General features: G+C 75.4%; 7 protein-coding genes. 5 read left to right on the forward strand and 2 right to left on the reverse strand.

Going from position 1 to position 11,186, the window contains the following annotated elements; genetic code table 11:
• Positions 1-200 precede the first annotated feature (200 nt).
• Both ACH5A8_RS18115 and ACH5A8_RS18120 read right to left on the reverse strand, forming a co-directional pair.
• Entirely contained in the window at positions 201-734 is a 534-nt protein-coding gene (locus ACH5A8_RS18115; RefSeq protein WP_399003023.1) for an SUKH-3 domain-containing protein, read from the reverse strand.
• A gap of 93 nt (positions 735-827) precedes the next feature.
• Complete coding sequence (locus tag ACH5A8_RS18120) at positions 828-1,352, reverse strand: YwqJ-related putative deaminase (RefSeq protein WP_399003025.1); 525 nt, start codon at positions 1,350-1,352, stop codon at positions 828-830.
• A 371-nt stretch (positions 1,353-1,723) separates the two neighbouring features.
• Here ACH5A8_RS18120 and ACH5A8_RS18125 point away from each other — a divergent pair, with 371 nt between their 5' ends.
• The 5 genes from ACH5A8_RS18125 to ACH5A8_RS18145 all read left to right on the forward strand — a co-directional run bounded on the left by ACH5A8_RS18125 (position 1,724) and on the right by ACH5A8_RS18145 (position 10,675).
• Positions 1,724-2,749: an SMI1/KNR4 family protein gene (locus ACH5A8_RS18125; RefSeq protein ID WP_396318839.1), complete on the forward strand. Its 1,026-nt coding sequence runs from the start codon at positions 1,724-1,726 to the stop codon at positions 2,747-2,749.
• Between the two features lie 9 nt (positions 2,750-2,758).
• Positions 2,759-5,632 (forward strand): SUKH-4 family immunity protein, encoded by a 2,874-nt coding sequence (locus ACH5A8_RS18130; RefSeq protein WP_399003027.1) that lies wholly within the window; start codon positions 2,759-2,761, stop codon positions 5,630-5,632.
• Positions 5,633-5,838: 206 nt separating this feature from the next.
• The gene (locus ACH5A8_RS18135; protein WP_399003029.1) at positions 5,839-6,768 is read left to right on the forward strand and encodes a cellulose-binding protein; all 930 of its coding nucleotides are present in this window, start codon (positions 5,839-5,841) and stop codon (positions 6,766-6,768) included.
• 542 nt (positions 6,769-7,310) lie between these two features.
• The gene (locus tag ACH5A8_RS18140) at positions 7,311-8,099 is read left to right on the forward strand and encodes an ABC transporter ATP-binding protein (RefSeq protein ID WP_399003031.1); all 789 of its coding nucleotides are present in this window, start codon (positions 7,311-7,313) and stop codon (positions 8,097-8,099) included.
• Positions 8,096-10,675, forward strand: coding sequence for an ABC transporter permease (locus tag ACH5A8_RS18145; RefSeq protein ID WP_399003033.1), 2,580 nt, complete (start codon positions 8,096-8,098; stop codon positions 10,673-10,675). The genes ACH5A8_RS18140 and ACH5A8_RS18145 overlap by 4 nt, the downstream gene beginning before the upstream one ends.
• Positions 10,676-11,186 lie beyond the last annotated feature (511 nt).

Consider the following 11,186-nt stretch of genomic DNA (forward strand, 5'->3'; position numbering starts at 1 on the left):
TCGTGGGCGCGGGTCGTGGGCGGGCGCCGTGGGCGTCGTGGCGCGCGGACGTGGTTCACCGTCCTCGTCCCCGACGGCCGGCGGTGACCCCGGCGTCGTCGTGACAGGCGCTGTTTCCGCCGTGGTCCGATCGTGGGCCGCAGGCGCCGTGCCCGCTGGTGACTTCGGCGCCGCGGTCCGGCCGTCCGGGCGGCCGGGGGTCAGCCGGCGGTCAGGCGTACGGGCGTGATGCCGGAGACCAGGGCCGCCAGGGCCTGGTCGATGTCGGGGCCGAGGTACCAGTCGCCGGTGTGGTCGAGCGCGTAGACGCGGCCCTCGGCGTCGATGGCGAGGAGGGCCTGGGTGTCCGTCTCGGCGCCGAGGGGGCAGACCTCGGTGTCGAGGGCGCGGCCGAGGTCGCCGAGGGTGCGGGCCAGGTGCAGGCCGTGCAGCGGGTCGAGGTGCAGGTCGACGGGGGCGATCTGGCGGCCGGGGCCGGTGGGGGTCAGGTGCAGGCCGCCGAACTCCGCCCAGGCCTCCACGGCCGCCGGGAAGACGCTGTGCCGGTGCCCGGCCGGGGAGGAGTGCTCGCGCAGGGCGTCGGCCCAGATCTCGGCCTGCTTTATGTCCCAGCGTCCGGGCTGCCAGCCGGCGGCGCGCAGGGCGGCGTCCACGGGTACGGCGAAGCGCGGTGCGGGTGCCCCCTGCTCCGGCGGGGCCGGGAGCTTGGCGGAGGGGTTGCGGTCGGCGTGCATCTGCCCTTCGTTCGTCGAGGCGGTGTGGGTCGTGCGGGGGGGGGGGGGGGGGTGGGCGCCGGGGCCGGGCCCGACGGGCGCCCGCCCCTGCCGTCAGCCGGCGTCTTGCGACGGGTCGACGACGCGGACGCCGAAGTGGGCGCTGAGCGCGGTGCAGGCGCGGCAGGGGGCGGCGAAGCTGCCGTGCAGCGGGTCGCCGTCCTCGCGGATGCGGCGGGCGGTGAGCTTGGCCTGCTTCAGGGCCTTGCGGGCCTCGCCGTTGGTCATGGGTTTGCGGGCGGCGCGTTTGCTGCGGGCGGCCTCGGCGGCGGTGATGTGCCGGGAGATGAGGATGGTCTCGGCGCAGCGCCCGGTGAAGCGGTCGCGCTGGGCGCTGGTGAGGGTGTCGAGGAAGTCCTGGACGAGGGGGTGCAGCGCGGGCGGTTCGTCGCCGCGGGCCGCGGTGCCGGTGAGCGTGGCGCCGCGCACGGACAGGGCGGCGGCGATGGCGGGCAGTATGCCGTCGCGGCGGTGCCGGAGGGCGGGGGCGTGGGGCGTCTCGGTGCTGCTCCAGCCGATCCTCGGGTCTCCGGAGGCGTCGGCCCGCGGTCCCGTCTGCGTCGCGTTCATGATCATCATTCCCCTCCGGAGCATCCCCCCGAAGGACACAGAGTGCCAAATCGCGTGGCCGCTGCGGAAGCTGGGGCGGTGCGACACGCCCTGTTCGGGGCGGTGCGTCACGGTGGGGTGACGGCTGGTCACGGCGGGCGCGGTCCGGGACGGCCGTGCGGTGGGCCCGCGAGGCGCGCGCGGCCGGGCGGGTGACGGGCCGGGGGCCGGTGGCCCGGTGACCGGCGCCGTCGTACCGCATAGGCTGTCGGCACGCCGGCGCGCCGTGGTGCGTGCGGTCGACGCGTAGGAGATGAAGTAATCGATACGGGTCCTGGCGTGCCGGAGCGGAAGCGGCCGGCCGTCGCGGGCCGTACAGAGTGCCGCAGGGGGCAACCGCCATGACGACAGGTCGGCTCGGGCTGGGGGTTCCACCCGGCCGCCAGGCCGCAGGACAGGCCGCACCGCCGAACGCGGCCTACGCCGGGCAGATCGTGCACTTCCCGGACCCGGTCCGGGCGGCCCGTCACCCCAGGGGTGTGCGGGTGGACGAGCGTGGTTACCCCGACTTCTCGCCGTACGCGCGGGCGGCGGTGGAGATCGCCGAGCCGCCGGAGGGCTTCGGCGTCGACGAACTGCGGCTGACGGACTACGTCTCGGCCAACGCGGCGCTGGCGGCGTCCGGGCACGAGCTGTGGGACACGGTGCCGAGCGTGGCGACCCCGCACGGCTGGACCTGGCACCACGTCGCGGGCGGCCGGCGTCTGGAGCTGGTCCCGGTCGAGGTGAAGGCGCTGCTGCGTCACCACGGCGGCATCGCGACCGCGAACGTCGACCAGGCGAAGCGGGGCACCCGTCCGCTGCAGGAGACGCGGCCGGCCCACTTCGGGCTGCCGAAGTCGGGCGTGGCGGTTTCCGAGGAGCAGGTCCAGGCGGTCGAGGAGGACCTCGGCTACCGGCTGCCGGGCGCGTACCGGTCGTTCCTCAAGGCGGCGGGTGGCTGCGCGCCCGTCGGGACCGCGCTGGACGCGGAGTTGGGGCTGCTGATCGACCAGCCGTTCTTCACGGTGCGCGACGAGGCGGCGGTCAACGACCTGGTGTACGTCAACAAGTGTCTGCGCGACCACCTCACGAAGGACTACCTCGGGGTGGCGTTCGCGCAGGGCGGGCTGCTCGCCGTGAAGGTGAAGGGCGAGCGGGCCGGTTCGGTGTGGTTCTGCGCGTACGACGACGTGCGGGACGTGGATCCGTCGTGGCCGCAGACGGAGCGCGTGGAGCGGCTGCTGCTGCCGTGCGGCGCGGACTTCGACGCGTTCCTGTCCCGGCTGGCGGGCTCTCCGCCCGAGCTGGAGACGGTGGCGAACCTGATGGTGGACGGCGGCTTCGCGCGCGTCGTCCCCGTCTCTTCCGTGTCGGTCGGGGAGTGAGCTGAAGCGATGGTGACGTTCGCGCAGGCGCAGGAGCGCGCGGAGGAGTGGGTCAACGGCGATGTGCCGTCGTACCAGCACCGTGAGGTGCGGGTGCGGGAGTTCGAACTCGGTTTCGTGGTGTGGGCCGAGGACCGCGCGGAGGGCCCGCGTTCGGACGGGGGCGCGCAGCGGCTGGTCATCGCGCGGGACAGCGGCGAGGCCACGCTGTGGCCCGCGTTGCCGGTGGGCGAGGTGATCCGCCGGTACGAGGAGGAGTACGGCCGTCCGGACACCGTCGAGGACGCCGCCCCGCCGCCCGCCGCCCGGGTGGACCTCAACCAGACGTCGTTCCTGCTGACTCCGCCGGAGTGGCTGCAGGAGGCCGCGGACCGGCTGGGCATTCCGGACGGGCGGGAGGGGACCGGTGCGGGTGCGGATGCGCCTGCGGGCTCCGGTTCCGGGGCCGGTCCGGGCGTCGGTGCGGGCTCTGGCGCGGCTGCTGGTGCCGGTGTGAGTGCGGGCGCGGGACCGGTGGCCGACGGTGGGCTGCCCCGGACGCAGGCGGGGGTGCCGGCGGGCGCGTCCGCGGACGCGGGGCCCGGCGCCCCGAAGGCGCCCGCCGGGGCGACCCCGTGGGCCGGGACGGACACCAACGCCGATGCCGGGGAAGACCGTTCCGTGCCGCTGCCCGCGACCGTGTTCGCGCCGCCGCTGAGCGACACGGACGGCGACGCCGCGCCGCCCGCCGCCGCGCCGGACGCCAAGACGGCGCTGATGGCCGGCGGCAGTCACCTCCCGCGCACGGCGCTGGCGCCGGCGCTCGACGGCGCCGACGCGCCGGGCGCACCGAGCGCGCCGGGCGGTTGGTCCGCGCAGGCCGTGCCCCCGGGTGCGCCCGGCGCGCCCCAGGGCAGCGTGCCGCCGCCCCCGCCGCCGACGGGACCGTCGTACGGCGCCCCACAGGGACCCGGCGTGCCGGGCGCCCCGGCCGCTCCGGACACCCCACCGGCCCCGGTCCCGGGAGGGCCCGGCACTCCGCCTCCTCCTCCACCGCCGACCGCGGTTCCGGGAACTCCGCCCCCGCCGGCCCCTGGCGGCCCGGGGACTCCGCCTCCCCCGCCGGTTCCGGGTGGGCCGGGGACTCCACCGCCCGGTGGAGCGCCGTTCGGACACCCGCAGGGCTCCGCCGGCGCGTCGGCGACCCCGCCGCCGGGCGGGCGGCCCCTGCCGCCGAACGCCGGTGACATCGCCGACGCCGCGACGAGCAAGGCCGCGCCCCCGCCGCGCCGTGGCCGGAGCGGCTCCAACCCGCCTCCGCCGCCCGGTGTCCCCGGCGTGCCGGCCGCGCGGCCGGGCGGTGTCCCGGCGACACCTCCGCCCGGTACGCCCGCCGCGCCCGGTGCGGCGGGCGGGTACGTGCCGACCCGGTTCGTCTCGTCGCTCGGCCCCGAGGGCCCCGAGGGCGCGGCGGTCCCGCAGCCCCCGGGCGCCCCGCAGCCGCCGGCCGCGCCGGGAACCCCCGGAGCACCCGGGGCCCCCGGCACGCCCGGGAGCACTCCGCCGGGCGGGGTGCACCACGCCGCCACGATGCTGGCCGACCCGAACCAGCCCGGCGCCCCGCGACCGCCGGGCGCCCCGGCTGCCCCCGGCGCACCGGGTGCCCCCGGGGCCGGGCAGGGCGCCGTGCACCACGCGGCGACCATGCTGGCCGGCCCGCCGCAGGGCGGTCCGTCCGGTCCGGGCGTGCCGCCGCCCCCGCCCCCGCCCCCGGGCGTACCGGGCCCGGCGGCCCCGCCGCCTCCGCCCCCGCCCGGTGCTCCCGGTACGCCTCCGGGCGTCCCGCAGCCCATGCCGCCGGGCGCGATGCCGCCGCCCGGCCCGCCCGTCGCCGGGCCGCCCCCGGCGTACGGCTACCCGCCGCAGGGGCAGCCGACGGTCGGTCCCGGCTACCAGGCCGTGCTGCGCTACCGCGCGCAGGACGGTTCCGAGCAGCAGCTGATCCGGCGTTCGGCGCCGGGCACGCCGCACCCGGAGTGGCAGATCTTCCACGAGCTGCGCGCCATGAACGTGCCGCCGGACCAGGTGCTGGAGCTGCACACCGAGCTGGAGTCGTGCCGGCTGCCGGGCGCGTACTGCGCGCGGATGATCTCCGAGCAGTGGCCGCAGGCGCGGATCACGTCGATCGCGCCGTACGGCACCGATCACGCGAGCCGTCAGCAGGGCATGCAGCAACTCCTGGCCCATCAGGGTGAGTTGCACCAGGTGGCGGACGGTCCGGCCCGTCCGGGCCCGGTGCGCGCGCCGCTGCCGCCGGTGCAGCCCGCGCCGCCGCTGCCCCCGGAGGGCATCGCCCAGGAGCTGGGCGCGGCCTTCGGGCCGGGTGTCTTCCGGTTCGAGCAGGCGGCGGTGTCCCGCCAGGGCGTGCCGCCGGTCGTGGCGCACACGCTGGTGGTGGCGGGCCTGCCGCTGGACATGGGGCCGTTCTTCTGGGCGCAGGCCCAGCCGGGTCGGCCGGTGCCGACGCTGGCTGAGCTGGCGGCCGAGCGCGGGGTGCGGCCGGCGCCGGACGCGGGCTCGTACCTCGTGATGGGCAGCGACTTCGGCAAGGCGATCTGCGTGCAGTACGGCACGGCCGCCATCGTGGCGGTGCCGGTGGAGGCGGGGCCGGGCGGTGCGCCCGTGCCGCCGCAGTTCGTGAACACCGGCCTGCCGGAGTTCGCGCGCTGCCTGGCGCTGCTGGGGCGGATGTGGCGGCTGCGCTACGGCCTGAACCAGGAGCAGGCGGGCCGCTGGACCGTCGACTTCCAGGCCCAGCTCGCCGCCCTCGACCCGGCGGCGCTCGGCTCGCCGGAGAGCTGGTGGTCGGTGCTGCTGGAGCAGATGTGGGACGGACTGCTCTGAGCGGGTGAACACCTGACGGCGTGTGGGGCCGGGCCCGGTCGTACGACCGGGCCCGGCCCTTCGGCATGCCCGGGCGTCCGCCCGCCGGTCACTCGTCCGGAGTGTCGCGTTATGTACATTTCCGTCCTATACATCAAGATGTCCGCTACATCATCATGACGCGTCCATCTGGTCGGGATCCCGGGATCCGGCGGAGAGGGTTCAGGATGAGCAGCGCCCCCAGGTCATCGGCGTCGTCCGTGCCGTCCGCGGCGTCGGCGTCGCCGCACGGCTTCGTCGTCGTACGCGGTCGCGGCTACCGTCCCGACCAGGTGGACGCGTACGCGGACGCCCTCTCCGGGAGCCGGGACGCGGCCTGGGAGCGCGCCGCCCGGCTGACGGTCCTCGCCAAGCACATGGAGGCGGAGGCCGAGACCCTGCGGGAGGCGGTCGCCCACCTCGGCGAGCAGGACTACGAGTCGCTGGGGCCGGCCGCCCGGCGGCTGTACGAGCTGGGGCGGCAGGAGGCCGACGCCGTACGGGACCGGGCGCGGCGCGAGGCGCGGCGTACGGCGGAGGCGGCGCGCACCGGCGCCGAGGCCGTGCTCCAGGAGGCGCGGGTGTACGCCGACACGGTCCGCGCGCAGGCCGAGGAGCAGGCCCGGCGCCGGCTGCGGGCGGCCCAGGCGGCGGCCGAGGAGGTGCGGATCTCGGTGCGGCACGAGGTGAAGGGGTACCGCGGCGAGGCGCTGGCGGCGCTGCGCGAGGCGCGCCGGCGCACCTCCCGGATGCTGGCCGAGCAGGGCCGCGAGCACGCCGCACGGCTGGCCGCGGCGGAACGGGAACAGGCCGGACGGCTGGCCGCGGCGGAGGCGGAGCACGCCGTGCGGCTGGCGGCCGTCGAGGCGTCGCTGGCCGAGGCGGAGCAGATGCTCGCCGACGCGCGGGAGGCCGCGCGGCGGGGGCCCGACGAGGCGCGGGCGCGGGCGGCGGAGGTGCTCGCCGAGGCGCGGCGGCGCGCGGAGCGGACCGCCCTGGAGACGGAACGGCTGCTGCGCGAGCACGGCGAGATGTGGGACGACGTACGCGCCCAGATGGACACCGTCCAGGACAGCATCACGACACTGACGGGACGACAGGCCCGGGTGCCGCAGTGACCTGACCTCGGCCGGTCCCGCGCCGCCCGCTCCGACGCGGCGGGAGGGTGGAGGGCCGATGAGGCGGTGGGTGGAGGCGACCCTGAGAAAAGGTCCACCCGTCGGTGGACAGCCCCTAGGGGTTGCTCCGTACTCGGGGTGGGGGAGGGTTCGTACCGGCGGAGGACGTGGAGCCCCCGGGTGCGTCCTTAACCTGGCTTCACGCCGCTGGGGGGCGGCCAGCCGCACCGAGGGGGGTGGGGTTTTCCCCCGCGGAAGACTGCGCTGGGCACCAGCGCGCGGGCGGCCCGTTCCGGACAGACTCGTCGACGTACCGATCGGCGCCCGCAACGGGCCGGGACCGGCGCCGGCACGGACGCGGGAACCGGTCCGGGACCGGTCGCTTACGGACAAGGGAACCGGCCGGGCGCCGACACCGCCGGACACGGACACCGGCGTACGGAAGCGACGCGCCGTCGTACGACCCGATCCGCCGCACCATCGCAGCACCACCACCGCTCACCGGGCACGCGCCCGCATCCGACCGACATAGGAGACTTACCGTGACATCGGCTGTGACCATTCCCAGGCACGGGGGTACTGGAGGGACTACGGCCGTTGCCGCGCGGGCGCGGCAGGTCGTGAAGGCCTACGGGGCCGGGGAGACCCGTGTCGTCGCGCTCGACCACGTCGACGTGGACATCGCCCGCGGCCAGTTCACCGCGATCATGGGCCCCTCCGGGTCCGGCAAGTCCACCCTGATGCACTGCCTGGCCGGCCTCGACACCGTGACGAGCGGTCACATACACCTGGCCGACACCGAGATCACCGGTCTGAAGGACAAGAAGCTCACGCAGCTGCGCCGGGACCGGATCGGTTTCATCTTCCAGGCGTTCAACCTGCTGCCGACGCTCAGCGCGATCGAGAACATCACGCTGCCCATGGACATAGCCGGCCGCAAGCCGGACCGGCAGTGGCTGGACCGGGTGGTGGAGACCGTCGGTCTGGCCGGCCGCCTCAAGCACCGGCCCAACCAGCTCTCCGGCGGCCAGCAGCAGCGCGTCGCCGTGGCCCGTGCGCTGGCCGCCCGGCCCGAGATCATCTTCGGCGACGAGCCGACCGGCAACCTCGACTCGCGGGCCGGGGCGGAGGTCCTCGGCTTCCTGCGCCGCTCCGTGGACGAGCTCGGGCAGACCATCGTGATGGTCACCCACGACCCGGTCGCCGCCTCCTACGCCGACCGGGTGCTCTACCTCGCCGACGGCCGCATCGTCGACGAGATGTACCGGCCGACCGCCGAAGCCGTCCTGGACCGGATGAAGGACTTCGACGCCCGGGGGCGCACGTCATGACCGTGCTGAAGACCTCGATGCGCAACTTCTTCGCGCACAAGGGGCGCATGGCGCTGTCGGCGGTGGCGGTGCTGCTCTCGGTGGCGTTCGTCTGCGGGACGCTCGTCTTCACCGACACGATGAACACCACGTTCGACAAGCTGTTCGCCGCCACCGCCTCCGATGTGACGGTCAGCGCGAAGAGCGCCTCGGACAGCGGTGAGACCACCTCCGGCAACGGCAAGCCGCCGGTCGTCGCGGCGAGCGTGCTCGGCAAGGTGCGCGGCGCCGCCGGCGTGAAGTCCGCCGAGGGCTCGGTGGCCTCCACCTCCGTGACGGTCGTCGACGCCGACAAGGACAGCCTCTCGCCCACCAGCGGCGGCCCCACCATCGTCAGCAGCTGGGGCGCCAACGACGCCCGCACCATGAAGATCGTGACCGGCGCCGCGCCCGAGGGCCCGGACCAGGTCATGGTCGACGAGGACACCGCCGACAAGCACCACCTGAAGCTCGGCGACGAGATCGCCCTGATCAGCGTGGTCGGCACCCACCCGGCGAAGGTCTCCGGCATCGCCGCCTTCACCGTCACCAACCCCGGCGCGGCGATCTTCTACGTGGACACGAAGACCGCGCAGCGAACCCTGGTCGGCCGGACCGACGTGTACACGAACGTCAACGTCACCGCCGCCGCGGGCGTCAGCGACGCGCAGCTGAAGAAGAACGTGACGGCGGTGCTCGGCGCCGGCTACAAGGTGCAGACCGCCAAGGAGGTCTCCGACGCCAACCGCAAGGAGCTCGGCGGCGTCCTGAACGTGATGAAGTACGCGATGCTCGGCTTCGCCGGGATCGCCTTCCTCGTCGGCATCTTCCTGATCATCAACACCTTCTCCATGCTGGTCGCCCAGCGCACCCGGGAGATCGGCCTGATGCGGGCCATCGGCTCCTCCCGCAAGCAGGTCAACCGCTCGGTGCTCGTCGAGGCGCTGCTGCTCGGCGTGGTCGGCTCGGTCCTCGGCGTCGGCGCGGGCGTCGGCATCGCGGTCGGACTGATGAAGCTCATGGGCGCCATGGACATGCACCTGTCCACCGACGACCTGACCGTCGCCTGGACCACCCCGGTGGCCGGTCTCGTCCTCGGCGTCGTCGTCACCGTGCTCGCCGCCTACCTGCCGGCCCGCCGCGCCGGCAAGATCTCGCCGATGGCCGCGCTGCGCGACGCCGGCGCCCCGGCCGACGCCCGCGCCGGACGGATCCGGGCCGTGCTCGGCGTGCTCCTCACCGGCGCCGGCGGCGCGTCGCTGTACACGGCGGCCTCGGCGGACCAGGCGAGCGACGGCTCGCTGTGGCTGGGGCTGGGCGTGGTGCTGACCCTGATCGGCTTCGTCGTCGTCGGCCCGCTGCTGGCGGGAGGCCTGGTCCGGATCCTCGGCGCGGTGCTGCTGCGGGTCTTCGGCCCCATCGGCCGGATGGCCGAGCGCAACGCGCTGCGCAACCCGCGCCGCACCGGCGCCACCGGCGCCGCCCTGATGATCGGCCTGGCCCTGGTGGCCTGCCTGTCGGTGGTCGGCTCCTCCATGGTGGCCTCGGCCACCGACCAGCTCGACAAGACCGTCGGCACGGACTTCATCATCCAGTCCGACCGGGGGCAGCTGATCACCCCGCAGGCCGTCGCGGCCGTGAAGTCGGTGCCCGACCTGGAGCGGGTCACCGAGTACCGGGTGCTCGACGTCGACCTGACCACGCCCGACGGCAAGGTGTCCAAGAAGGAGACGGTCAACGCCGCCGACCCGTCGTACGCGAAGGACCTGCGCACCAAGACGGTGGCCGGCGATCTCGCGGACGCCTACCGCGCCGACTCGATGTCCGTCTTCCAGGGCTTCGCCGAGGACCACGGCCTCAAGATCGGCTCCAAGGTCTCGGTCGGCTTCAAGGACGGCCGTACGGCCCGGCTCACCGTCCGCGCCATCACCAGCGACGACGTCGTGGTCGACAAGGGCGCGATGTACGTCTCCATCGCCACCGTCGCACGGTACGTGCCCGCCGACCGGATGCCGCTGGACGTCCTGGTCTTCGGCACCGCCAAGGACGGGCGGCAGGACGCCGCGTACACCGCGCTCAAGACGAAGCTGCACGACTACCCGCAGTACACCGTGCGCGACCAGGCCGACTACAAGCAGGCCCTGAAGGACCAGATCGGGCAGCTGCTCGACCTGATCTACGGCCTGCTCGCCCTCGCGATCATCGTCGCGGTCCTCGGCGTGGTGAACACCCTGGCGCTGTCGGTGGTGGAGCGCACCCGGGAGATCGGCCTGATGCGGGCCATCGGCCTCTCGCGGCGGCAGCTGCGCCGGATGATCCGCCTGGAGTCGGTGGTGATCGCCCTCTTCGGCGCGCTGCTCGGCCTGGGCCTGGGCATGGGCTGGGGCGCCACCGCGCAGAAGCTCCTCGCCCTGGAGGGCCTGCACGTCCTCGACATCCCCTGGCCCACCATCATCGGCGTCTTCGTCGGCTCGGCCTTCGTCGGCCTCTTCGCCGCCCTGGTCCCGGCCTTCCGGGCGGGCCGGATGAACGTCCTGAACGCGATCGCGACGGAATAGCGCGACGGCGGGGTCCGTGCGCCGACGGGGGTGGGCACGGGCTGCGGGACAGGCGCGGGGCCGGGAAGTCTTCTGGGACTTCCCGGCCCCGCGCCGTCGTCGGCGGCACCAGGACCTCTCGTCCGGATCAGGCCAGGGCACGCGGGCCCGGCCCGTTCCGGACAGGAGGCCCTGTTCGGCAGCCGCCGATCCCGGCTCGGGCGGCGGCGCCCCGGGCTCGGCGGTCCGGCCCTGCGCGGCGACCGACCGGAGCAGGAGCCCGGCGGCCACGATGGCGACGCAGACGATCACGAGCTGCCGCCACGACCGCTCCCTGCCGCCCGCCCGACCGGCCCTGTCGGCTCCGTGGGGCGTCGCCGCGCCCGTCGGCCCCCTCCGGCGCGAGCGCGGCCGGCCGACCCGGCCGCCGCACCGCCACGGCCGTCGTCCACAGCCGTCCGTCGGCCCCCTCCCCGGCGTCGTACGCTGAGAGAGCCCCCGGCCCGTCGCACGAGTCGGGCTCTTCGCGTTG

The sequence above is a fragment of the Streptomyces sp. NPDC018610 genome, assembly GCF_044391765.1.
GTDB lineage: Bacteria > Actinomycetota > Actinomycetes > Streptomycetales > Streptomycetaceae > Streptomyces.

What these genes read in the sequence shown, in the direction of transcription:
- ACH5A8_RS18115 (WP_399003023.1), bottom strand. Translation starts at nt 734, where the DNA reads ATGCACGCCGACCGCAACCCCTCCGCCAAGCTCCCGGCCCCGCCGGAG.
- ACH5A8_RS18120 (WP_399003025.1), bottom strand. Translation starts at nt 1,352, where the DNA reads ATGATGATCATGAACGCGACGCAGACGGGACCGCGGGCCGACGCCTCC.
- ACH5A8_RS18125 (WP_396318839.1), top strand. Translation starts at nt 1,724, where the DNA reads ATGACGACAGGTCGGCTCGGGCTGGGGGTTCCACCCGGCCGCCAGGCC.
- ACH5A8_RS18130 (WP_399003027.1), top strand. Translation starts at nt 2,759, where the DNA reads ATGGTGACGTTCGCGCAGGCGCAGGAGCGCGCGGAGGAGTGGGTCAAC.
- ACH5A8_RS18135 (WP_399003029.1), top strand. Translation starts at nt 5,839, where the DNA reads ATGAGCAGCGCCCCCAGGTCATCGGCGTCGTCCGTGCCGTCCGCGGCG.
- ACH5A8_RS18145 (WP_399003033.1), top strand. Translation starts at nt 8,096, where the DNA reads ATGACCGTGCTGAAGACCTCGATGCGCAACTTCTTCGCGCACAAGGGG.